The 21819-nt window shown below is 67.3% G+C and carries 22 protein-coding genes; 11 read left to right on the top strand and 11 right to left on the bottom strand.

Annotation, left to right across the window (positions count from 1 at the left end; genetic code table 11):
- Positions 1 to 73 precede the first annotated feature (73 nt).
- The 5 genes from RBS12_RS00455 to gcvH all read right to left on the bottom strand — a co-directional run bounded on the left by RBS12_RS00455 (position 74) and on the right by gcvH (position 3023).
- Positions 74 to 667 carry a MerR family transcriptional regulator gene (locus tag RBS12_RS00455; protein WP_307964085.1) on the bottom strand — a complete coding sequence of 198 codons (594 nt, stop codon included), beginning with the start codon at positions 665 to 667 and terminating at the stop codon, positions 74 to 76.
- Between the two features lie 209 nt (positions 668 to 876).
- Positions 877 to 1383, bottom strand: coding sequence for a bifunctional nuclease family protein (locus RBS12_RS00450; protein WP_307964084.1), 507 nt, complete (start codon positions 1381 to 1383; stop codon positions 877 to 879).
- A complete protein-coding gene (locus RBS12_RS00445; RefSeq protein WP_307964083.1) occupies positions 1383 to 2108 on the bottom strand; it encodes a MerR family transcriptional regulator in 726 nt (241 codons plus the stop codon). The genes RBS12_RS00450 and RBS12_RS00445 overlap by 1 nt, the downstream gene beginning before the upstream one ends.
- A 9-nt stretch (positions 2109 to 2117) precedes the next feature.
- Positions 2118 to 2606 carry an FHA domain-containing protein gene (locus tag RBS12_RS00440; RefSeq protein ID WP_307964082.1) on the bottom strand — a complete coding sequence of 163 codons (489 nt, stop codon included), beginning with the start codon at positions 2604 to 2606 and terminating at the stop codon, positions 2118 to 2120.
- 30 nt (positions 2607 to 2636) lie between these two features.
- On the bottom strand, positions 2637 to 3023 hold the full coding sequence (gcvH, locus tag RBS12_RS00435; RefSeq protein WP_307964081.1) for a glycine cleavage system protein GcvH: 387 nt from the start codon (positions 3021 to 3023) through the stop codon (positions 2637 to 2639).
- A 189-nt stretch (positions 3024 to 3212) separates the two neighbouring features.
- Here gcvH and RBS12_RS00430 point away from each other — a divergent pair, with 189 nt between their 5' ends.
- Genes RBS12_RS00430 through RBS12_RS00420 form a run of 3 tightly spaced genes read left to right on the top strand, consistent with a single transcriptional unit; the run spans position 3213 to position 6466 of the window.
- Positions 3213 to 4157, top strand: a complete 945-nt coding sequence (locus tag RBS12_RS00430; protein WP_307964080.1) for a DNA-formamidopyrimidine glycosylase family protein — start codon at positions 3213 to 3215, stop codon at positions 4155 to 4157.
- Positions 4158 to 4180: 23 nt separating this feature from the next.
- Positions 4181 to 5341, top strand: coding sequence for a glycosyltransferase (locus RBS12_RS00425; protein ID WP_307964078.1), 1161 nt, complete (start codon positions 4181 to 4183; stop codon positions 5339 to 5341).
- 54 nt (positions 5342 to 5395) lie between these two features.
- Positions 5396 to 6466, top strand: coding sequence for a hypothetical protein (locus tag RBS12_RS00420; RefSeq protein WP_307964077.1), 1071 nt, complete (start codon positions 5396 to 5398; stop codon positions 6464 to 6466).
- On the opposite strand, the gene RBS12_RS00415 is transcribed toward RBS12_RS00420, so the two are convergent.
- A complete protein-coding gene (locus tag RBS12_RS00415) occupies positions 6463 to 7509 on the bottom strand; it encodes an LLM class flavin-dependent oxidoreductase (protein ID WP_307964076.1) in 1047 nt (348 codons plus the stop codon). The two genes, RBS12_RS00420 and RBS12_RS00415, sit on opposite strands and share 4 nt — an antisense overlap.
- A 692-nt stretch (positions 7510 to 8201) precedes the next feature.
- Between RBS12_RS00415 and RBS12_RS00410 the strand changes: the two genes are divergently transcribed.
- On the top strand, positions 8202 to 9146 hold the full coding sequence (locus RBS12_RS00410; RefSeq protein ID WP_307964075.1) for a DUF2599 domain-containing protein: 945 nt from the start codon (positions 8202 to 8204) through the stop codon (positions 9144 to 9146).
- A gap of 83 nt (positions 9147 to 9229) precedes the next feature.
- Here RBS12_RS00410 and RBS12_RS00405 read toward each other — a convergent pair whose 3' ends face one another.
- The 5 genes from RBS12_RS00405 to RBS12_RS00385 form a co-directional block, all read right to left on the bottom strand.
- Positions 9230 to 10093 carry a hypothetical protein gene (locus tag RBS12_RS00405; RefSeq protein ID WP_307964074.1) on the bottom strand — a complete coding sequence of 288 codons (864 nt, stop codon included), beginning with the start codon at positions 10091 to 10093 and terminating at the stop codon, positions 9230 to 9232.
- Between the two features lie 69 nt (positions 10094 to 10162).
- A complete protein-coding gene (locus RBS12_RS00400) occupies positions 10163 to 11047 on the bottom strand; it encodes an MBL fold metallo-hydrolase (protein ID WP_307964073.1) in 885 nt (294 codons plus the stop codon).
- Between the two features lie 52 nt (positions 11048 to 11099).
- Positions 11100 to 11228, bottom strand: coding sequence for a hypothetical protein (locus tag RBS12_RS00395; RefSeq protein WP_307964072.1), 129 nt, complete (start codon positions 11226 to 11228; stop codon positions 11100 to 11102).
- A 51-nt stretch (positions 11229 to 11279) separates the two neighbouring features.
- A complete protein-coding gene (locus RBS12_RS00390; RefSeq protein WP_307964071.1) occupies positions 11280 to 13676 on the bottom strand; it encodes an FtsX-like permease family protein in 2397 nt (798 codons plus the stop codon).
- Between the two features lie 23 nt (positions 13677 to 13699).
- Positions 13700 to 14428, bottom strand: a complete 729-nt coding sequence (locus RBS12_RS00385; protein WP_307964070.1) for an ABC transporter ATP-binding protein — start codon at positions 14426 to 14428, stop codon at positions 13700 to 13702.
- Between the two features lie 149 nt (positions 14429 to 14577).
- Here RBS12_RS00385 and RBS12_RS00380 point away from each other — a divergent pair, with 149 nt between their 5' ends.
- The 7 genes from RBS12_RS00380 to RBS12_RS00350 all read left to right on the top strand — a co-directional run bounded on the left by RBS12_RS00380 (position 14578) and on the right by RBS12_RS00350 (position 21637).
- Positions 14578 to 15192 carry a helix-turn-helix domain-containing protein gene (locus RBS12_RS00380; protein WP_307964069.1) on the top strand — a complete coding sequence of 205 codons (615 nt, stop codon included), beginning with the start codon at positions 14578 to 14580 and terminating at the stop codon, positions 15190 to 15192.
- A 75-nt stretch (positions 15193 to 15267) separates the two neighbouring features.
- A complete protein-coding gene (locus tag RBS12_RS00375; protein WP_307964068.1) occupies positions 15268 to 15870 on the top strand; it encodes a cation transporter in 603 nt (200 codons plus the stop codon).
- Positions 15871 to 16145: 275 nt separating this feature from the next.
- Positions 16146 to 16607 (top strand): hypothetical protein, encoded by a 462-nt coding sequence (locus RBS12_RS00370; RefSeq protein ID WP_307964067.1) that lies wholly within the window; start codon positions 16146 to 16148, stop codon positions 16605 to 16607.
- 893 nt (positions 16608 to 17500) lie between these two features.
- Positions 17501 to 18679, top strand: coding sequence for a hypothetical protein (locus RBS12_RS00365; RefSeq protein ID WP_307964066.1), 1179 nt, complete (start codon positions 17501 to 17503; stop codon positions 18677 to 18679).
- A complete protein-coding gene (locus RBS12_RS00360; RefSeq protein WP_307964065.1) occupies positions 18676 to 20088 on the top strand; it encodes a DUF4041 domain-containing protein in 1413 nt (470 codons plus the stop codon). Before RBS12_RS00365 ends, RBS12_RS00360 begins: the two co-directional genes overlap by 4 nt.
- Positions 20085 to 20819 carry a hypothetical protein gene (locus RBS12_RS00355; RefSeq protein WP_307964064.1) on the top strand — a complete coding sequence of 245 codons (735 nt, stop codon included), beginning with the start codon at positions 20085 to 20087 and terminating at the stop codon, positions 20817 to 20819. The genes RBS12_RS00360 and RBS12_RS00355 overlap by 4 nt, the downstream gene beginning before the upstream one ends.
- Positions 20816 to 21637 (top strand): nuclease-related domain-containing protein, encoded by an 822-nt coding sequence (locus RBS12_RS00350; RefSeq protein WP_307964063.1) that lies wholly within the window; start codon positions 20816 to 20818, stop codon positions 21635 to 21637. The genes RBS12_RS00355 and RBS12_RS00350 overlap by 4 nt, the downstream gene beginning before the upstream one ends.
- The last annotated feature ends 182 nt before the right edge of the window (positions 21638 to 21819 follow it).

Below are 21819 nucleotides of genomic sequence, written 5' to 3'. Positions count from 1 at the left end.
CGGGGCATGAAAAGGGCACCCCTCGCGGGGTGCCCTTTGTGCTCTTGGGGAGCTCCGCCGTCGTCGTTCGCGCTCAGCCCGTCTTGCGGGCGGCGCGACGGCGGCTCAGCTCGTCGCCCGGGAAAGTCTGGTCTTCGGCATGCTCGCTCGGAAGCTCTGCAAGGCTGCCCTCGACCTCGCGCCACACGCGGCCGACGGCGATCCCGAACACGCCCTGCCCACCCTGGACGAGGTCGATCACCTCGTCTGCCGACGTGCATTCGTAGACCGAGGCGCCGTCGCTCATGAGAGTGATCTGGGCGAGGTCGTCGACGCCGCGTTCGCGCAGGTGGCCGACGGCGATGCGAATCTGCTGGAGGGAAACACCCGTGTCAAGAAGCCGCTTGACGACCTTGAGCACGAGGATGTCGCGGAATCCGTAGAGACGCTGCGAACCGCTTCCGGCCGCGCCTCGCACCGTCGGTTCGACGAGGCCCGTGCGTGCCCAGTAGTCGAGCTGGCGGTACGTGATGCCAGCCGCCTTGCACGCGGTAGGGCCACGGTAGCCTGCCTCCTCGTCGAGCACGGGCAGGTCCTCGTTGAACAAAAGGCCCTGCTCGCCGACCGGGACATCAAGACCGGGGCCGCTGATCTGATGCAGCTTTCCCGACTCGCCCTTGGGACTCACGTCACCCTCCTTCTCTCGCTCCCCTGGGGGATACCGCACCGCCCAGGAGAGGGAGGCGACCGAAGCGCAGCACTGTAATTACAGCCATCAGTGCACCTTCAAGTGTCGCCCGCGCAAGCCGGGGATGCAATGGGAGCGTCCACCCACGACGTTAGAGGGGCGGGCAACCGAAATCAAAGACCCTGGCCTCAAGCGGCAGCCGTGTCGGACTACTCGTCGAAATCCTCGGGCTCGACGTCGGCGAGGAACTCCCGGAATCTGCGCATCTCCGTCTCCTCCTCGTCCGAACTCGGCGCGGCCTCCTCCGTGCCCTCCTCGCTGCCCTCGGCGAGCTGCACGCCCGCTTCCTCGAGGACCGCGTCGGCGCACCAGATATGGCAGTTGACGCGCAGGGCGACGGCCAGCGCGTCCGACGCCCGGGACTCGATGACCGTTCCGTCATCGAAGCCGAGCTGCGCATAGAAGACGCTGTCCTGGACAGCGACGATCGTGGCGCTGACAACTTGCCGGCCGAGGCCGTGGACGACATTCACGAGAAGGTCGTGGGTGAGCGGCCGTGGCGGGACGACGTGCTGCTGGGCGAGGGCGATCGCGCTCGCCTCCGCCGTGCCGATCCAGATCGGAAGGTGGCGTTCCCCGTGCTTCTCGCGGAGGAGCACGAGGGGCTGGTTGGACGGAAGCTCGATGCGGACACCGACTACCTCAACTTCGATCATCACCCCTCCATCCTGGAAATACGGCCGTGGACAAGAGCCCTGTGCAAGGTGAGGCACAGATCGCTGATCTCGCGCGCAGCCTCAGCCGATCGCGCCCTCGACGCCTCGTCGCGCCGCGACGCAATCGGGGCGATCGCGCGCTCGACGAGCCCGAACTCGCGCTCCGCAGCTGCGCGAAAGGGTCCGAGATGCCTCGGTTCGATGCCGTGGGACTCGAGCTGGACGCACGCGCGGGCGACCTGCAGCGCGTGCTCGTCGTAGCGGCCGTTCTCGGAGACGATGAGGCCGTAGCTCACGAGCGTCTCGACGAGGGTCGCACTCGCGCCGGACTCGGCCCGGAGCTGCTCCCCCGATAGCGAGCGCGCGCGGTTCCCGCCGAGCTCTGCGGCCACGTCGTCGTTCACCGCGCGCGGCGCGAGCGTCAGGCCGCCGGGGACGTTCTCGGGGCGCTCACCGCGATCGATGGCGTCGAGATAGTCCTTGATGACCTTGAGCGGAAGATACTGATCCCGCTGAAGGGCAAGCACGAACCGGAGCCGCTCGACGTCGCCGTCGCCGTACTGCCGATAGCCCGCGGAGGTGCGCTGGGGCGAGATGAGCCCCTTCTCCTCGAGGAACCGGATCTTGGAGGCGGTCATGCTCGGAAACTCCTCGGCCAGCGCGGCGAGCACCTCTCCGATGTTGAGGGAGGACGTCCCTCTGCGCTCCGAATGGGCGAGTGCCATGCGCGCCCCCTAGGCGGTGTGCCTCGCCGAGCTCGACGCAGGGCTCAAGTAGAACGTGAGCCGGAACTTGCCGATCTGCACCTCGGAGCCCGTGCGCAGCGCAACGCTGTCGACGCGGTCGTGATTCACATAGGTGCCGTTGAGGCTCCCCGCGTCGACGACCTCGAAGCTGCCCTCGCCCGTGCGCCGGAACTCCGCATGGCGGCGCGAGACGGTGACGTCGTCGAGGAAGATGTCCGCGTTCGGATGCCGTCCCGCCGTCGTCGTGTCGGAGTCGAGCAGGAAGCGGGCTCCCGCGTTGGGGCCGGAGTGGGCGATGAGGAGGGCCGAACCGCGCGGGAGGGCCGCGATGGCGGCGGCCTCCTCGGCCGTGAGCTGGCGGGCACCCGTCGACTCTGGGACAAGCGGCGGCAAATGGATCGACGTCGTTTCGGACGCCGAGATGTTGCGCTGCGTGGCTTCCCCGGCGTCGAACCCGCGACGCTCCTCGGTCCCCATCGTTCCTCCTCGTTGATCTTTCCCCGTCGTCTACCCTACCTGCTGTTCGTACTGCGATGCACTGAGCAGATCGGCGACCTCGGAGGGGTCCTTGAGCTTGACGTCGATGAGCCAGCCCTCGCCGTAGGGGTCCGAGTTCACGAGGGCCGGATCGGCGTCGAGCGCCTCATTGCGCGCCACGACCGTGCCGCTCACGGGCGCGTAGATATCGCTCACGCTCTTGGTCGACTCGACCTCGCCGACGACGGCGCTCGCCGCCACCTCGGTGCCGACCTCGGGCATCTGGACGTACACGACGTCGCCGAGTGCGTCCTGGGCGAAATCGGTGATGCCCACGCGCACGACGCCGTCGCCGTCCGCGGCGGAGATCCACTCGTGCTCGGCCGTGTAGGAGAGTTCGGCGGGGACGTTGCTCATGGGGCTCGCCTTTCGTGGTCGTGAGGCCGCCGGAGGTGCCCGAGGCCATGTCGCTGAAAGTATAGGCACAAGGTTTGCGCTGCTCCGGGGCACTTTTTCTGCCACGATGGGTCATGACGAGCGGGGCTCTCCCGGGACGCGCCCGGATGTATCGCGGGAGCCTTCATCGCGCGCGGACGAAAGGCAGCCATGCCCGAACTTCCAGAAGTCACGGCTCTTGCGGCGTTCCTCGACGGCCGCCTCGCGGGAGCGACCGTCGACCGCGTGTACGTCACCTCGATCCACGCCCTCAAGACGGCGGACCCCGCGTACACCGAGCTTGTAGGGCGGCGCGTCGAGGCGGTCGGGAGGCGCGGCAAGTACGTCGTCCTGACCTTCGCGCCCGCCTCGGCAGATTCGCTCGACCCGGCTCACTCGCCTGGCTCGCCTGAAGGGACCAGCGCGGACGACGGCGGGGGGCGGCTTCTCGTCGTCGTCCACCTCGCGCTGGGCGGCTGGGTGCGCGTGAATGACAAGCTGCCCGATCCTGCGCCGGCGCGCGGCAAAGGCTACACCGCGGCGCGCTTCGGCTTCGTCCGGGGCGAGGAGACCACGGGCGTCGATCTCACCGAGGCTGGGACGTGGAAGCGGCTCGCGGTATGGATCGTGCGGAAGCTCGAGGACGTCCCTCCCATCGCCGAGCTGGGGCCCGAGCCGCTCGAGGACGAGTTCACGCTCGAGAAGTTCCGCTCGCTGCTGAACAAGCGCCAGCAGATCAAGGGCCTCCTGCGGAACCAGAAGATCATCGCGGGCATCGGGAACGCGTACAGCGACGAGATCCTCCACGTCGCGAAGCTCTCGCCGTTCGCAGTCGCGTCGGCGCTCGACGACGAGGAGACGTCGCGGCTCTACGCGGCGCTCCGCGAAACCCTCGAGGGGGCAACGGCGGAAGCAATCGGCCGGCCACCCGAAGATCTCAAGGACGAGAAGCGTGCGAGCATGCGCGTGCACCGCAGGACGGGCGAGGCGTGCCCCGTGTGCGGGGACACCATCCGCGAGGTCACGTTCTCCGACAGCGCACTCCAGTACTGCCCGACGTGCCAGACCGGCGGGAAGATCCTCGCCGACCGCACGACGTCCAAGTTCCTCAAGTAGCCCATCCGCCCCGAGCAGGAGCCATGACCCCTCCCAGAGTCGCCCTCGCGTCCGCCCCCGCCTATGGCCACCTGTACCCGCTCATGCCGCTCGCGTATGCGCTGCAGCGGGCCGGGGCCGACGTCCACGTCGCCGTCGGCACTCCGTTCCACGGCCGCCTCGACTTCCCGACGAGGGTGGGCTTCCCCGAGGAAGCCACGCTCGATGCCATCACGGCCGAGGTCATGTCAACGTTCCCAGAGGTCAGGGACAACTTCCGTGAGCGCTGGGTGCCCTCGTTCTTCGGGAATGTCATCGCGCGCCAAGCGCTGCCGACGCTGCGCGAGCAATGGGCCACGGAATCCCCCGATCTCGTGATCTACGAGACGATGTTCCCCGCGGCAAAGCTCGTTGCGGACGAGCTTGGTGCCCGCGCGATCACCTTCGGAATTACGCAGTGGTCCCCGTTCCTCGGGAGTCTCCCCGCGGTCGCTCTGGCCGCAGACCAGGGCGACGAGAGGAAGCCGTGGGAGGTCGCAGGGACGTCGATGGGCTTCGACGGGGCGGGATACATCGACCCGTTCCCAGCCAGCTTCCAGACGCTCGCCGAGTCGACGCCGGAATCCCGTATTCCCGTGCGGACCACCGCGTGGAGCGAGCCCGCGCCGGAGACCGACCCCTCACTCATGGCTCCGCCTGCGGACGGCCGGCCACGCGTGTTCGTCACGCTGGGGACAGTCTCTTTCGGCGCCGTCGACGCGCTGCGCACGGCCGTGCTGGGGGCGGCGAGCACCGGGGCGGAGGTCATCGTCGCGTGCGGTCCCGCCGGTGATCCTGCGGCCCTCGGGGACGTTCCGGACAATGTGCGGCTGCACCGCTTCGTCCCGCAGGCAGCACTCCTCCCGACGCTCGACGCGATCGTGCACCACGGCGGCTCCGGCACGATGCTCGCCGCCGTCGAACACGGGGTGCCCCAGCTCATCGTCCCGCAGGGAGCAGACCAATTCTTCAACGCAGAGGCGGTCGAGCGCGCTGGAGTGGGGCTGTCTGGGGCGGCAGGGCTCGACGTCGACGGGGTCGCCGAGTCAGTGGCCCGGCTGCTCGACGACGGCGAGCACCGCGCTGCGGCGCGCCGGCTCGCCGGGGAGGTGGCCGCAACGCCGTCGCCGGACGACGTCGCGAGGAGACTGCTCGAGCAGCTCTGATTCGTACGCTCCCACGGCTCCCCGCAACAGCCCCGACGGACCTACTGTGGTTCCGTGGACACCGCAGCAGCCCCCGCGTTTCCGAGCGCTCCGCGCCTCGCGCATCAGAACACAAGCGCCATCGAGGACAGCATCACCCTCGTGACCGGGGTATGGCTCCTCGTCGGCACGTATGTCGACGGCTGGGCACACAACAATCTGCCCGATCTCGAGACCTTCTTCACACCCTGGCACGCGATCCTCTACTCGGGGTTCGCGGTATCGGCCGCGTGGATCGCGTCCCTCGCGTGGCGGCGCCACCGGCCCGGCGAGACCTGGCGCGGTGCCATTCCGGTGGGCTACGCGCCGGCCGCGTTCGGCGTCGTCCTGTTCTTGGCCTCGGGGGTCGCGGACTTCGCGTGGCACTCGGTATTCGGCATCGAACAGAACATCAAGGCGCTCTTCAGCCCGTCCCATCTCGGGCTCGCCACCGGCGGCTTCCTGATTCTCGGGGCGCCGTTCGCCGCGGCGTGGCGGCACCCGGTTGAGCGCGGCGCGCTGCGGCTCGTCCCCGCCGCCGTGAGCGCGATGCTGTGCGGGATGGTGGCCGCCTTCATCCTCCAGGAGTTCGCCGTCTTCGCCCGCCACGGCCTCATCCAGTCCTATACGGGGCCCGCTGCCGGGCCGCACGTGGTGACGGGGCCGACGTCGTCCTCGATCATCGTCGCGCTCGGATCGTTCCTCGTCTCGACCGCGGTGCTCTTCGTCCCTGTCCTGCTGCTGGCCCTGCGTTGGCGGCTGTCCGCCGTCGTCCCGGCCGCTATGGTCCTCGTGCCGTCGATCGCGCTGCAGGCCATGATTGCCCTGCGGGACGCGTGGCTCGTGCCGGTCGCGGCCGTCGGCGCCGCCCTCGTCGGTCTTGTGTGGCTCGCCCTCCGGCCGGCGCCCGAACGGCCCGTTCGGCTCGCGGCCGCCGTCGCGCTCTGCCCGGTCGTCTTCTGGGGACCCTACTTCGCGGGCGCGGCGATCCGAGACGGGGCGCTGAGCTTCCCGCCCGAAGTCTGGGCCGGGACGCTTGTGTGGACGGGGCTCGAGATGCTTGCCCTCGCCGCCCTCGCTGTCCGACCCTCGCGCACCCTTGCCTAGAGCGGCTCGCCCTGAACCGGGCCCTCCGTGCTGGGCTTCCAGCCAAGGGCGGGGGCGACGTGCTGCGCGAACGACTCGAGAAGATGCAGGTTGTACTCGACTCCGAGCTGGTTCGGGATCGTGAGCATGACGGTATCGGCAGCCATGACGGCCGAATCCTGGCGAAGCTGCTCGATGAGCTCGTCCGGCTCCCCCGCATAGGTCTTGCCGAACGTCGAGCGGAAGCCGTCGATGATCCCCACCTGATCCCCGTCCGGACGTGAGCCGAAGTACATCGCGTCGCGCGACGTCGTGATCGGGAAGATGCTCCGGCTGACGGAGACGCGAGGCGCGCGCGTGTGGCCCGCCGCCTTGTACGCGGCGCGGTAGCGCTCGATCTGCTCGTGCTGGAGGACGTGGAACGGCACGCCGGCGTCCTCGGTGAGGAGCGTCGAGCTCATCATGTTGAGACCCTGCTGCCCGGTCCACTCGGCCGTGTCCCGCGTTCCGCTCCCCCACCAGATCCGCTCTCGGAGGCCCGGCGACTGCGGCTCGACGGGGAGCCTGGTTCCGTGCGCGAATTGGCGCGGGTCGCCGTCGGCCATTCCTTCGCCGTCGATCGCCTCGAGGAAGCGCTCGAACTTCTCGCGCGCGAGGTCCGCGCCGCGCGGATCGGCCGAGCCGGTGTAGCCGAAGGCCTCGTAGCCGCGCACGGCAGGCTCGGGGGATCCCCGGCTGATACCGAGGGCGATCCTGTTGCGGCTGATGATGTCGAGTGCGGCGGCTTCCTCGGCGAGCTGGAGCGGATTCTCATAGCGCATGTCGATGACCCCGGTCCCCACCTCGATGCGCTGGGTCTTGGCTGCCATCGCCGTGAGCAACGGGATCGGCGACGCCTGCTGCGGGGCGAAGTGGTGGACGCGGACGTAGGCGCCGTTGACCCCGAGCTCGTCGGCGCCGACAGCGAGATCGACGGTCTGGAGAATCATGTCCGACGCCGTGCGCGTCTGCGAACCGTGGAACGGCCCGTAATGGCCGAACGAGAGGAAACCGAAGGCTTTCACGGCAGGGTGCAACCGCGAAGGGGCGCGGATGATTCCCGCGGCGTCGCCAAGCGCCCCCATAGCGGGCCCACCGAGCAGCCGACACTCGACGTTCGAACCGCAGCACCTTCTCACCCGCGACGAGCACACCGCGAAATTAGGCGGGGGCGTGCAAACCAATTGGCACATTTGTCCCAATTTTCAAATATTCCTAGCCTTGAGCGGCTGTATGTGGAATACTCTGAGAATGCGGCGATTTCACATCAGGGGGCGAATGAAACGTACACTTTGGCTTCTCGCGGTAATGGTTTTGAGCGCATGCGCGTCATCTGCTGATCTGGCATCCTTTCCGCACGGAAACGATCAAGCGGAGGCGATGATGAAGATCGTGGCGGACCGAGCAAACTGCAACGGCTTCGAATATCAATCGCACTCCAACCACACCTGGAAGTATACCTGCCAGCGAGGCGACCAATCCTACGAGCTTGTTACCGCATCATCAAAGGAGTCTCTTGATGGCACCATCCGAGAAATTGAGGAACTGGGGTTCACATACAAAGTGAATTCGACATATGCGATCGTGATCATGCGGCGAGGCGAGTCCTCGCACGACCCAGAATCACTGAGACCCTTCGACTAGCACACCGCCACCATCATCATCAATCCAGCAGCACCATGGGGGAATAATGAAAAGATCATTATGTCTGACAGCGATGACCGTGCTACTTCTCGCAATTCTAGCCTCTCCCGCAGTAGCCGCTCAGGAGGCGCCCGCAGACGATCTTATCGAGGCTGTTGAAAGAGTAAGTCCCAAACAGAATCCGCTTGATCCCGGCGGCCGATCGGAGAAGAAGAAACCAGTCAAGACCACTTCGATCGATGGAGACACCAAGATTGTTGCCGCGGTGAGTCCAGCAACCGGCGAGACTCTTGAACTGACGCTGCCGGACACGACTTCAGTGGCAGACTCGAGTTCGGACGGATCGCTGGTGGTTCGTTCGAAACGGCAGACGAACCGGTTCGCGGTTCAGTCCTTTGATCATGGCACCCGAGTGGCCAGCATCATCATGGACCGAACTTCTCCCGTCTCAATGTACGACCTCGGAGATGGCCGGGCATTGGCACCCACGGCCGATGGCGGCGCTATTGTCCATAACCGCGCTGGTGAGCCAATCGGTCAATTATCACCTCCTTGGGCCAGGGACGCGCTCGGCCGAGATCTTCCGACCAAATACACATTCAGCGGTTCCCAGATCACACAAATCGTCGACCTCACCGGCCGGAATATCCATTTCCCCGTGGTGGCCGACCCGTACATCGGCGTAGATCTAATCGCTTCCGCGAGCTGGGCACAAAGCACTGACGGATGGCGCCTAGAGGTAACGCCAACCCAGTGGGCGCGAGCTAATGCATATTCAACGATGTCCTACATGATTGGCGTCATCGGATGGGATGAACTTTTCTCCAAATACCGCAATGCTGGCTTGAACACCAACCTCAATGGAATGCGTGATCAGTACATATGCCATCAGGTTTTCGTTGGCGTCCGGTATCCGAACAAGCCAACATGGAATCTTGACGAGTGGCGACCCGATGTCGGGTGGTGGGAAACTGTGAGCACTCAATGCAATCCCGGCGGAGACCGCTGGTTTGATTAGGCCAGGCGGTGCGCCCTTCTCCACCGGAAGGGCACCCCTTCCTTTTCACTGGGTCGTTCCAAGGAAGGCTCCGCTATGGCCGATCAGCTGTGGGTGTCGCCGAACTCCTGGACCCGCGCGTTGGCGGCCTGTTCGATCGTGAGGCCGTCCCCGGGATCGGCGAGGCCCGTGAACAGTGCGAGGGTCGCGGTGCCCAGGAGCGAGGTCTCGAGCTCGGTGTCGAGGACCGACTCATCGAGGCCCGCGAGGAGCCGCTCGCCGAGCCCTTCCGCCACGGCGAGCAGGAGGATCACGAACTGCTCGGGATTCACCCCCGGCCGGAGCGCGAAATCGAACCTTTCGACCCACTGCTCGAACAGTCCGAGCATGGCCTGCGCCGTGTAGTCGTACGACTGCCGGACGACCGAACCCGCCGTTTCACGGTCGGCGGACGCCAGGGCGAGGAGCCGGAGCCGGTACGCCGGAAGATCCACGAGCAGCCTGATGCCGTGGAACGCGAACTTGTGCACGGCGGCCGCGAAGTCGGCGTCCGGCGCGACAAGCTCTTCGGCCCATCCCGCACTCGACGCCCACACGCGATAGTGGCGGAGCGCTAGGGCATAGGAGATGAAGTCACCGAGGAAGTCCTGGTGGCCGGCCCACCGGTCGCGGAACTTCGCCTGCGTCGCGTCGAGCTCGGGGTAGTCGTCCTGCGTGCGCTTCACAAGGCGCGGCCGCGAGAGGAAGGCCAACGGGATGGCATCCTCGTCCGAGCGAGCCTCGGCTCCCCCGCTGAACTGCTCTTCCATCATGCGAAGCGCCGACGCGAGAAAGGCGCGGGTCAGCTCCGAATTCGCGAGGCGGGCACGCGCCCCCGCGCGGATGCGATTGAGACGGGTGACCGTCGCGGAAAGGTCGATCTGGGACTCGTCGAAGTGGACTCCGTCTTGGCCGGACATGGAGCTCATGAGCGTCAGTGTGTCAGAAATCGAGGGCGATCGCCCGGATTTGGCTGCTCGTCTCGCCATCGGGCGGGCTCAGGCGGGTTCCAGGAGGAAGGCGGCGCCGTCGCGGCGCAGAACGCCGCCTGCGGGCAGGTGGCTGGCCAGAAACACCGTGTCCGCATCGGCGTAGCGGCCGAGCACCTCACGGCGCGTCGCGGCAGAAGCGCTCGGGTCGACGCACATGGCGGCCGAGATGTCGGGGCGCCGCAGTTGGAGCGGGTGATGGATGAGGTCCCCCGCGAGCAGAACCCGGCGGCCGTCGCCGGAGACCTCGACCAGTGTGTGCCCCGGTGTGTGGCCGGGCGCTGGAACCAGCCGGACGCCGTCGTCGATCGCCACCTCCCCGGCGACCTGGTCAAGGACGCCGGCACGGTCGAGGGGCGCGATGCAGTCCGCGATGTGCCGCTGGGCCGCGGTGCCGGGCGAGCCCTCGAAGTGTTCGCAGTCGGCGCGGGGCACGAGGTAGCGGGCGGCGGGGAACGTGGGCCTCAGCGTTCCGTCCGCGCCGAGGGACGTGTTCCAGCCGACGTGGTCGTGATGCAGGTGGGTGTTGATCACCGTGTCGACGGCTTCCACCGGTATCCCCGCCTGCTCGAGCGACGGGAGCCACTGAGAGCTGAACCCCCGCATGCCGGTTCCGCCCGGGACTTTGGGGCCGCCGAGGCACGTGTCGACGAGGATGACGCGCCCCGGGCCGACGATCGCGAAGCCCTGGGACGCCAAGACGAGCTGGCTGCGGTCCGGGGTCGAGTGGGCGTCGCCGAACTCGTCGAGAAGGGCTGTGAGCTCGTCGGGCGGCAGGGCCGGGAAGGCCGCGCGGGCCTGCATGGCAGGGCCGACGGCGTCGATGACCGGAACGACGGTCCAGCGGCCGACGGCGATCGGCGTCGGCTGTGAGGCAGGGGTCGTGATGGGCATGAGGTGCTCCTCTCGGGGTGGGATGGTCCGATGGCGGGCTTTTGGCGGCCGGTCACCGGGAGTGCGGGTTGAGCGAGCCGAGCTCTGGGAATCCGTTGATGGTGAAGTGGATAGTCGCCATCACGAGAATCAGGGCGACCACGGCCAAGATGACGATGCGGGTTCTGGGGCGACGTGTCATGTCGGATTCCTTTCGTTCAGTGCCGGCATCTCCGGCGACGTTCAGGCGTGTTCAGCTGATCGTGAGTGCGCGGCTGACCGTGAGCGCGGCCGCGCGGTTCGCGGCAGCGATGGTCGCGACGACGGCTCCCGCGAGGCTCAGCACCGACCAGAGGAGCAGCGGAGCGGGCTCGTACGTGAACGGGAGGGCCTGCCGGAAGGCGTTCTGCCCGATGAAGGCGCCGAACGCAGCACCCGCGGGCAGGGCCGCGACAGTCGCGAGGATCAGCGCCGCGCCGGCCGTGAGCACGCCCTCGATGACGACCGTGCCGCGGATGAAGCCGCCCTTCGCCCCGATCGTCCGCATGATGGCGTACTCGCGGGTGCGTTCGGTCACGCTCGTGCTGAGCGAGGTCGCGAGGCCGAGAAGCCCCACGATCCCGATGATCGCGGCGATGATGAAGAGCGCTTCGACGAGGACGAAGACGTGCCCGTCGAGGGCGGCCCTGAGGGTGTCGACCGTGAAGGCGCGCTCGACGGGGATCCCCTTCGCATCGAGGGCGGAGGCCACCAGGTCGAGGGCGCGGCCGCGGTCGGCTTCCGTGGCCCCCGCCACGCGGAACCGGAGGATCGTGGCCGTATCCGCGGAAGTGCCGCTGGCCGCGGTGAACTCGGGGCTCGTGACGTAGGCCGTCCCCTGGGTGCCGAATTCTTGCGCGATGCCGGCGATCGTCCAGTTCGACGTCTTTCCGTTGACCGTCAGGGCGATGCGATCGCCGACGACGGCGCCCGGCGCCTGCTGAGCGACGGCCAGGGTCGTGAGGACGACCGCGTCCGCGTCGTCGTCCCGCAGCCAGCGCCCGGAGACGATGGGCGGAGCGGCGAACGAGGAATTGGGCGGCGGGGCGACCATCGTGAAACTGCCGTGCGAGTCGTCGGGATAGACGTGCACGACGTCGACGGGCGCCGACCCATGCACGGTCGCGGGCGCGGCGCGCAGTGCTTCGAGCTGCGAGACGCCGGGGACGGCCTCCACGAGCTCGCGCAAGGATGCCGCGCGGATGGGATCGGCGAACCGAACCTCGGCGTCGTACGATCGGGCGTCCATACCGCTCTGCACCAGGCGGTCCCAGCCGAGGGACGTGTTGAGGCCCGTGATCGCGCCGGTGCCGGCGATGGCGAGCAGGCTCACGGTGAGGGCGAACCGACCAGGGCGGCGCAGTAGTCCGCGCGCGGCGATCGCGGTGTCGCGGCCCACGGGAAGGCGTCGGAGCACGTTCAGGAGCCGCGCGGTCGCGCCGACGGGCTCGGTCCCGTGATCGTCGATGGCGTCCTTGACGCTTCGGACGGTGCCCAGCAGGAGGGCAGGCACCGCCATGAGAACGGGAACGAGCGCTCCGATGGCAATCGCGACGGCGATCACGAGCGGCGACATCGTGCCCGGGTCGATGTCGAGGTTGAGCATCGAGCCGCCAACGCCCGCGATGAATCGCCCGAGCAGCAGGCCCGGCGCTATCGCGATGACCGTCGCAGCGCTTGCGATCACCGCGGTCATGGTCAGGTACATTCCGAACAGCTGAGGCGTGGTCGCGCCGACCGCCTTCATCGCCCCGATCTGCCGGATCTGGGCGGTGAGCATGCCGCCGATCATCGCCGCCACGAGGACCGAGCTCATGAGCAGGGAGAGCGCGCCGAACAACAGCATCGAGGTGGCGACCATGACCATCTGGCCGTAGTGCGGATGCCGGAGCGGAGGCGGGACGTCGATCGAGGTGGCGGGGTTTCCTGCAGCGCCGAGCCGGACCGCGAGGTCCTGGGCTACGGCGGCGATGTGTGCCGCGTCGCCGCTGGGCCCATCCGGTCCGCCGACGACGATCTCGAGCTCGTCGAGACCCGTCGGCAGGCCCATCGCGGCGAGGCCCGCCGTCGTCATCCGGGCGTAGACGGTGCGCTCTTGATCGGCAGGTGCCACTCCGCCGTCGTGCGCTGCCCCGGCGACGTCGAACGTTGTGAGGCGGCCGTGCGGGGCGAGCACGTCGACGCGGTCGCCGACGTGCGCGCCGAGGAATGGCATGGCCGTGCGTTCGAGGAAGATCCCGTGGGCCGATGGCGGCCAGCTGCCGCTTTCGATGGTCGCGGCCCCCACGCGCTGGGGGTCGTCTTCGGCGCTCGCGAAGAGAAGCAGCGACTGCCAAGGGCCTTCCTGGACCCGGATGCGTGCCGCGACCGTGGCGCGGGCCGTCGCGTCCGTCACCCCGGGGGTCGCCCGCGCGAGGGCGAACTGCTCGGGTTCAATGGGTCGGGCCAGGTGCAGCGTGGCCGACGCCGGATTTCCCGCACGGTAGTTCGCATCGATCTCGGCGCTGAGGATCGACGCGGCGGCCAGGAAGGCGGTGACCGCGGCAACGCTGAGGGCAATAGCCGCGATCATGGCGGAGGTCCGGCCGCGCGCGATCCACAGATCGCGCATGATCTTGCGCCACCGGGGTCGCATCAGCCCACCGCCCGGACGAGCTGCCGGTCGGCCGTGATGCGACCGTCGAGCAGCGCCACTTCCCGGCTTGCCCACGTGGACACGTCGCGTTCGTGGGTGACCATGACGACGGCGCGGCCATCGCTCGCGAGCCCGGCGAACAGATCAAGGATTCGGCCGCTGGTGGCGGAGTCGAGGTTTCCCGTCGGCTCGTCGGCGAGTATCACGGGAGGATCGTTGGCCAGGGCGCGCGCTACTGCGGCGCGCTGCTGCTGGCCGCCCGACAGTGCGGCCGGGAGCTTGTGGGCCTGGTCGGCAATGCCCACGAGGCCGAGCAGTTCCATCGCCCGCTCACGTTGCTCCCTCACGGGAGTGGTTCCGCACAAATCGATCGGCAGCATGACGTTCTCGACCACCGTCAGCGTGGGAAGCAGCTGGAAGAACTGGAAGACAAGCCCGATCGTGCGGCCGCGCCAGGCTGCAAGCGCGGACCCCTTCAAGCGGTCCACCCGTGTTCCGGCAATCTCTACCTCGCCGCCGCTCGGAGTGTCGATTCCAGCGAAGAGGTTCAGCAGCGTCGTCTTGCCGCTTCCCGAACGGCCAACCACCGCGGCGAATTCCCCCGGCCTGACGTCGAGGTCGATGCCCGCGAGCGCGGGGAACGCCACGCCGTCGACCGTGTATTCCTTCCTCAGGCCACGGGCGCGGATGACGGCCGCGGGCCGCATCGTGTCTTCTGAGCGCATCATGCTCCTTCGTGTCGCCGACCGGGAACGTAATCGAACAGTTTGTTCGCTATAATTCATAACGTTCGGTATCGGTCCTCGGCAATCGACGGATCTCGCGGCGATGGCCGATAGCGGACGATCGCGAACAATCCATGCCGGAACGGAGGAAAATGATTCACCCCGACCTCAAAAAATCCCGTCCCGAGGACCGTCGGATCCGCCGCACGCGCGCCGCGCTCACGGAAGCCCTCCTGAGCCTCATGGCCGAGCGACCATACGAGGCGATCACCGTGCAGGACGTGATTGACCGTGCGGACATCGGCCGGTCCACGTTCTATGCGCATTTCTCAGACAAGGACGATCTGCTCGACGAGTCGCTCGCCGTGCTGCGCGACATCGTCGACGACGCCATCGCGGGGCGCCAGCCGACGCTCAACCGGCCGCTGCCGTTCAGCGAGTTTCTCTTCCACCACGTCGCGGACCTGCGGCCGCTGGTGACTGCGCTTCTCGGCACTGGAGCTTCCGGGGCCGTGATGGCGAGGCTCGAGGGCGTCCTCCAGGAGACCGCTCTCGCTCAGCTGAGTGCGCTCGTTGGACCGGGGCGGACGCCAGCCGTTCCGCTGGACCTGCTCGCCCGCAGCGCCGTGGCCACGTGCCTGGCCTGCCTCCGCTGGTGGGTCGCCGACGGGTTCACCCTCGCCCCTGCGGACCTCGATGCAATGTTCCGGAAGCTGACCACGCCGGCCGTCCGTGCCGCACTCGCGCCGGACGACCGGCGGCAGTGATCGGCGAGCCACGACGCCGTCTCAGGCTGTACCTTCACAAGTGAACGTCATCGACCACCGTGGAGGCCCCTCCCCATGAACAGTGTTCCAAGCCCGGCAGCCACCCGCGATGCACGGCTCCTTCGGACCGGGCTCCGGTTGGAGTACACGACCCTCGCGTGGAACGTGGTCGAGGTCGGGTTCATCGCCTACGCGGCCGTCCAGGCCGGGTCCCCGGCTCTGGCGGGCTTCGGGCTCGACACGCTGATCGAGATCTTCGCCTCGCTCGTTGTGGTCTGGGAGCTCAAGGGGACCCACCGCGAGCGGGAGGCCCGTGCGGTCCGGCTCATCGGCTTCGCGTTTGCGGCCCTCGCCCTCTACCTCACTGCCCAGGTGATCGTTGCCCTCGTCTCGGGGGCCAGGCCAGGAGCTTCCCTGCTGGGCATCGCGTGGACAGCCCTGACTGTGGTCGTGATGCTGGCCTTGGCGTGGGGAAAGCAACGCACCGGCCGCCTGATGGGCAATCCCGTCCTCATCAAGGAAGGCAAGGTCACGCTCATCGACGGCTGCCTCGCCGCCGCAGTCATGATCGGGCTCGTCCTCAACGGGCTGTTCGGCTGGTGGTGGGCAGACCCGGCGGCTGGCGCCGTCGTCATCGTCTACGCAGCCCGCGAAGCCTGGGAGACGCTGCGGTCCTAGCCCGCACTCGCTTGGCCGGCCTCAGCCCCCGCCCGGGCCCTCGTCTCGGGGTTCACCCGCGACGGATCGTGGGGACCGACGCAGGGGATCTCCAGACTCTGCCGTCGGGCGGCGCCGAGCGGATGTGCTGGCGACGGCGAAAGCAATCCGATCCGGATCGGGCCCCGCTCCGAATCCCCTGCGTGGAGATTGGAGCCGGCGCAGCCCGCCGAAGGTCAGCAGCCGCGGCGCTCGTGGTTGGGCCGGCCGCGGTCGGACTCGGACTGGTGGCACATATGGCTTCGGGGGGCGCTGCCCCTCCGGTCACCGTCGCCGTGGCGCTCACAGCCCTTGTGAGTCTCGTGGCAGCTGCCGTCGCGAGGCTCCCTCTGCCCTCGTGGGCGCTCGGAGTCGGGAGCGGAGCCCTCCAGCAGGTCCTTCATCTGGGGTTCACCCTGTTGGCAGGTGCGAACGCGCCGCTCTTCCCGTCTGCGGGCCATGTGCACAACCAGACGGTCTCGCCACCAGCCGGCACGGCGGCGGCCGCCCCGGAGGACCTCCACCTCATGGTCGTAGCTCATGTCGCCGCGGCACTCGTGACGGCGCTCCTCGTCGCTTGGGCTCTGAGGTCCGCGGAGCGACGGAAGGTGTCGGCAGCGCCGGTGTCCGAAATCGTCACGCCCGGCGGCGGGCAGCGTGCGCCCCGCGTTCGAGATTTTGCCCTCTCACCGGGAAAGACAAAACTGCGGCGAGAGTGACCTCTCACCGGAGTTGGTTTGTCGGGCTGACAGGATTTGAACCTGCGACCCCTTGGAGGATTTTTGAATTCTCCGGAAGGCTGCGGAAATCTCGCGTTTTCCCTGGTCAGACGGGGAATCGGGCGACTCCCCCGTATGGATTCTACCGGGTCGTTTCGGGTCAGTCACGGGTGTTTTCGATGGGTTTCTGATGGGCGTCACCGTGCTCCGTCTTCGGTTTTGATGTCACCGAGGACCGTCCGGGCACTCCACGCGAGCTAGCGGCCGTCCACGGAGTCGCGCCTGGAACTGTCCCCGGGGTTGTGCAGCGAAGTAAGGCCCGGCCGCTGGCTTCGCTGTCACTCCGAGCCGGCTCCGAGGGGTGTCGATCCGATGATCGTTCGATTTTCAGTGAGGCCAGACGAGTTTTTCGCGCTGTATCTATGGCTCAGATCCGCAGAATCTCGCGGTTTCTACCCGGTGGTCTCAGTTCGTTTCAGTTGCTTCTCGCGGATTTAATGGCACAAATATGGCACAGCCCGGACTTCGACCCCTGGCAACGGAAGCATCTTCCGGCAAGGCCCGTACCTTGTTGGACCGGGGCGCCCCGGCTACTTCGCGGTTGGACGAAACGGGCTTCAGTTCGCGCACCTTCGATTCGCCAAGATCTCTCTGGGACGAATGCTCGCGCGCTCTGCCTGAACCTCAAGCTGTCTCATCGAAGGTGTCAGCTCCGTGTCAGATGTGCCACGAAACGCGCTGCGAGAGGGGGTCTTGTTCTGTCGTTTCGATGATGCACGGGCCTAGAGTGAAGCTCGGTTGGTTTCGTATGGGGTGGAGGTTGAGTGTCGCGGCATCGCGGGTTCCTTGCAGAATTTCAACGTCAGCAGCGGTTGGCCCAGCAGCGAGCGAATGTGGCCCAGCGGACAGCAGCGGCCGCGCAAGCACGGGCCGAGCGGGCCCATGCCGCTGCCCTCCGGGCGTCGGCTGCGGCGGCGCGTGCGTCCGAGGCGGAGCGCAAGCAGCTCGAGAAGGAGGCCCGCGCAGCGCACGTCGAGGCCCAACAGGCAGAGGCGGAAAGGCTCAACGACGCGCTGAACCAGGAATACGCCGAGATCGACGGCATCCTCGCCGCCACCCTCGATTCGGACGACTGGGTCGATCTGCAGTCCCTGAAGCGCACCGTGCGGCACCCGGCGTTCCCGCGCCCCGACCTGGAACGCCCGAACCCAGCGCCTGCCCCGATCGAAGTGCCCCCGCCTCCGGTCCTCCGGGAACCGGAGCCCCCGACGGGGCTGTTCGGGAGGAAGAAGAAGCTCGAGGCCGCGCGGCAGCAGGCCCAGGCCGAGTACTGGCAGGCCATGCAGGAGTGGACCGCCTACCGGGAATCGATTCCTTCGCAGGAGGCCGCGCTCAAGGCAACGCACGCCGCCTTCGAGGAGGAACGGCTCCGTCAGCTCAAGGCCGAGATCGCCCGCTACGAGGCCGACTGCAAGGAACGTGAGAAGGAAGTCGCCGAGCACAACGCCGCGATCGATGACCTCGCGGCCGCCCTCGCCTATGGGGCCACCGAGGCGGTGGAGGAATACGTCGGCATCGTCATGGCGAACTCGGTATACCCCGAGCACTTCCAAGTCCAGCACGAAGCGAAGTTCGACCCGGAGACGGCCGAGCTGAAGCTGAGCGTGGTAGTGCCTGCTCCGGAGGAGCTCCGCACCGTGAAGGCCCACCGGTATGTGAAGGCAAGCGACGAGATCACCGCAACGCAGCTGTCGAAGAAGGAGGCGAACGACCGCTACGCCGGTGCCCTGCATCAGGTTGCCCTCAGGTCCCTGCACGAGATCTTCGAATCCGACCGTCAGGGGATCATCCAGGCGGTCTCCCTGCAGGTCGGGCCCCAGACCAAGGACCCCGCGACAGGACGCGAGACCTTCATCCCCTTGGTCGCCGTGACGTCGCCCCGGGAGAAGTTCCTTGAGTTCGACCTCTCCGGGGTGGTCCCTGCCGCTACGCTCCAGCATCTGGGGGCGGCGGTGTCCAAGAATCCCTCGGCGCTGGCCGCGGTCGACCCGGCCGGCGTCCGCCGCTCATGAGCCCAGAGGGAGCGCGCTTCAACCCTCCCCCAGGTTGGCCGGCGGCCCCTGCGGGATGGAAGCCTCCCACCGGGTGGAAGCCTCCGAGCTCGTGGCCGGCTCCCCCGCCCGGGTGGCAGCTGTGGCTCGCCGAGGAAGAGGCGGCCGAGGACGTGGCCCCCGATGGCGAACGCCCGGCGGTGCAGCAGGATCTGGGAAACGAAAGTGACGACGAGACCTCACCTGAAGCGGCACAGGAAGCTCGGACCCCTGCCTCGGATGAGGGTGAGCTGCTCGGCCGCCTCGAAGCGCTCGAGGCCGAGAACGAAAGGCTCCGTCGCCTGCTCTCCGATGCGTCGGCGTTCGACGGTGCGGTCCAGCTCGATGATCAGAAGGTGCTCCAAGAGGTCGGCATCTACCGCTACCACCACCCCCTCGAGAACGCCGCGGCGTATCTTCCCCGCCTCAACGATGTCGAGTCTCGGGTGGCGGTCCTGATCCGAGAGGGGCACGCGATCGAGACGTCGAACATGTTCACGTTCGACAACTCGCTTGCCAAGGGGCGGAAGATGTCCGACGATCTGGCCAAGCTGATGCTGCGCGCCTACAACGCCGAAGCGGACAATAGCATCCGGACCCTGAAGGCCGGGAACGTCCTGACCGCCAAGCGCAGGCTCGAAGCCTCCCGGGCCGCGATCGCCCGTCTGGGGGCGATGATGCAGATGCGAATCAGTAATGCGTACCATGCCCTGCGCATCGAGGAGATCGAGCTGACAGCGGACTGGCTGATGATGAAGCAGGAGGAGAAGGAGCGCGAACGCGAAGAGCGCGCCCGCCTCAGGGAAGAACGCCGCGTGGAGAAGGAACTCGCCGAAGAACGGGCCCGGCTCGACAAGGAACGGGCCCTGCTCCTGCAGACCCTCGAAACCCTCACCGCCGCCGGGACGACGAACCCCGACCTCGTCCAGCGCCTCGCCGACATCGACCAGGCGATCGCTGAAAACGACTACCGTGCAGCCAACATCCGCGCGGGCTACGTCTACGTCATCTCCAACCGAGGAGCCTTCGGCAAGGGGGTCGTCAAGATCGGCCTGACCCGCCGCCTCGAACCCTCCGACCGGGTCAGCGAGCTCAGCGGCGCCTCCGTCCCGTTCCGCTTCGACATCCACACCATCTACTTCTCTGAGGACGCCGTCACCCTCGAAACCGAACTCCACCGGCACTTCGCGGACCGCGCCCTCAACCAGGCCAATCCGAGGAAGGAGTTCTTCTTCGCCACACCCGCCGAAGTGCGCGCGGTCCTGGCCAGCAAGGTCGGCAACCTCCTCGAGTTCACCGAAGAAGCAGACGCAACCGAATACTTCCAGTCCCTCAGCTCCTGGCCCGCCCAGCGACGCGCCCCGGACGGAGACCTGGAGCAGAACCCGTGAAGACAATCGCCACAGGCGAGATCACCCGCCACGTCAGAGCCTTCCTCCGCGCCCACGATGAACGAACTCCTCCGTCCAGACGTCGGGAACGCTCATGGGACTTCTGCTTCAACCACTTCCAGGACCACTCCAACCCCACCGAGGCCATGGATCTGTCCTGCCTCCACCTGGGCTACTACCTGGCCTCATGGGGCATGCTCCGCGGGTCCTCCTTCCTCTTCAACCACACCAACGCCCTGCACTACCGCAAGGTCGTGGAGGTCATCGAGGAGCACAACCAGGCCATGCGCGGTCTTGACGTGCACCACTATCGGGACGACGCGGCAGACGAGCACCTCTCCAAGGCCTGGAAGGACCTTGAGAAGGCACTGCTGCCCGAGGGAGGAAGGCCTCTCACCCTCATAAGCAAGGTCATGCTCGGAGTATGGGGCTGCTTGCCCTCCTATGACACCTACTTCGTCGACACCTTCCAGTCCCTCGCAGGCGACAAGGTCGACAAGCGCGCGTTCGCGCTCGGAAACCGCCGTTCACGGAGCCTCCTGGCCGGCTTCTACACCGAGCACGCCCAGGAGATCGACGACCTCGCCTCCCAGCTCCGGACCCTCGACATGGCAACGGGGAAAGAAACCCGGCGCCCCATGACCCGTGCAAAGGTCATCGACATCTTCGGCTTCCACTGGACCTACGCCGGAAACGCCTCGCTCCTTGGAACTGAGCGGGCTTCCATATGAAGAGAATGAGGCTCCGATACGCCGGGACGTGCCGGATGTGCGGCACACTGCTCCCCGCCGGGGCCGAAGCGGCCTACAAGAGCGAGACGAAGACCGTCCTCTGCTTGGCGTGCCTCAACGAGGCCAACAAGGCTCATCCCGCGAATCCCGAGTCGCCTTCCGAAGCGTCCTCGCCCAGACAGCCCGGCGCCGCCGGGTCATCGGCCCGTCGAGAATACGAGCGCCGCAAGGCCAAGGACGAGCTGAGGCTCCGAGAGAAATGGGGCCGATTCGGCGGGCTCGCCGTCGCCCTCTCCGACGAGCGGCAGAGCACCCGAGCCTGGGACCAGGGCGCGATCGGCGAGGAACGCCTCGGCGCGCGGCTCGACTCCCTGGCCGACAACGGAATCGCTCTCCTCCACGACCGATGCATCCCCGGATCGAAGGCCAATATCGACCACATCGCCATCACTCCAGCCGGAATCTGGGTCATCGACGCCAAGCGATACAAGGGGCGGCCCGAGCTGAAGATCGAGGGCGGCATCCTCCGGCCACGCGTCGAGAAGCTGCTCGTCGGTCGCCGTGACTGCACGAAGCTCGTCGATGGGGTACTCAAGCAGGTCAATGCCGTGCGGAGCCTCGTACCGGACATGCCGGTCACAGGCGCGCTGTGCTTCGTCGAGGCCGACTGGCCCCTCATCGGCGGGTTCTTCTCGACCCGCGGAGTCCATGTCCTCTCCCCCCGGCGGCTGACCAAGCAGCTGGCCCAGGAACCAGCGGGCGAGAACGACGTCGCCAAAGCGCGCGAAGCCGTCGCCGAACGCTTCAAACCGGCCTGACGCTCCCATTGGGCCTGGCAGAGGGTCCTCGGAAACGCGGAGAACCGCGGTTATGTGGGGTAGCTCTTGCACGTTATTCTATCTATCAATAATCGACGGACGGGCCCTCAGGCACGGGCAGTCAGTTCGGCTTTACACGAAGATCGAGGGAAACGGTGGCCTGGCACGTTCACGACAATCGC

The organism is Sinomonas sp. ASV322, assembly GCF_030908245.1.
Classification (GTDB): Bacteria; Actinomycetota; Actinomycetes; order Actinomycetales; family Micrococcaceae; genus Sinomonas.
Note: the sequence above shows the minus strand (reverse complement) of the source record. Positions and strands in the feature narration are given on the sequence as shown.

Bases quoted from the DNA above. Each gene is read 5' to 3' on its own strand.
- RBS12_RS00450 (WP_307964084.1), bottom strand. From the start codon at position 1,383: ATGATCGAAGTTGAGGTAGTCGGTGTCCGCATCGAGCTTCCGTCCAAC.
- RBS12_RS00445 (WP_307964083.1), bottom strand. From the start codon at position 2,108: ATGGCACTCGCCCATTCGGAGCGCAGAGGGACGTCCTCCCTCAACATC.
- RBS12_RS00440 (WP_307964082.1), bottom strand. From the start codon at position 2,606: ATGGGGACCGAGGAGCGTCGCGGGTTCGACGCCGGGGAAGCCACGCAG.
- gcvH (WP_307964081.1), bottom strand. From the start codon at position 3,023: ATGAGCAACGTCCCCGCCGAACTCTCCTACACGGCCGAGCACGAGTGG.
- RBS12_RS00430 (WP_307964080.1), top strand. From the start codon at position 3,213: ATGCCCGAACTTCCAGAAGTCACGGCTCTTGCGGCGTTCCTCGACGGC.
- RBS12_RS00425 (WP_307964078.1), top strand. From the start codon at position 4,181: ATGACCCCTCCCAGAGTCGCCCTCGCGTCCGCCCCCGCCTATGGCCAC.
- RBS12_RS00410 (WP_307964075.1), top strand. From the start codon at position 8,202: ATGACCGTGCTACTTCTCGCAATTCTAGCCTCTCCCGCAGTAGCCGCT.
- RBS12_RS00405 (WP_307964074.1), bottom strand. From the start codon at position 10,093: ATGAGCTCCATGTCCGGCCAAGACGGAGTCCACTTCGACGAGTCCCAG.
- RBS12_RS00400 (WP_307964073.1), bottom strand. From the start codon at position 11,047: ATGCCCATCACGACCCCTGCCTCACAGCCGACGCCGATCGCCGTCGGC.
- RBS12_RS00395 (WP_307964072.1), bottom strand. From the start codon at position 11,228: ATGACACGTCGCCCCAGAACCCGCATCGTCATCTTGGCCGTGGTCGCC.
- RBS12_RS00390 (WP_307964071.1), bottom strand. From the start codon at position 13,676: ATGCGCGATCTGTGGATCGCGCGCGGCCGGACCTCCGCCATGATCGCG.
- RBS12_RS00385 (WP_307964070.1), bottom strand. From the start codon at position 14,428: ATGATGCGCTCAGAAGACACGATGCGGCCCGCGGCCGTCATCCGCGCC.
- RBS12_RS00380 (WP_307964069.1), top strand. From the start codon at position 14,578: ATGATTCACCCCGACCTCAAAAAATCCCGTCCCGAGGACCGTCGGATC.
- RBS12_RS00375 (WP_307964068.1), top strand. From the start codon at position 15,268: ATGAACAGTGTTCCAAGCCCGGCAGCCACCCGCGATGCACGGCTCCTT.
- RBS12_RS00370 (WP_307964067.1), top strand. From the start codon at position 16,146: ATGGCTTCGGGGGGCGCTGCCCCTCCGGTCACCGTCGCCGTGGCGCTC.
- RBS12_RS00360 (WP_307964065.1), top strand. From the start codon at position 18,676: ATGAGCCCAGAGGGAGCGCGCTTCAACCCTCCCCCAGGTTGGCCGGCG.
- RBS12_RS00350 (WP_307964063.1), top strand. From the start codon at position 20,816: ATGAAGAGAATGAGGCTCCGATACGCCGGGACGTGCCGGATGTGCGGC.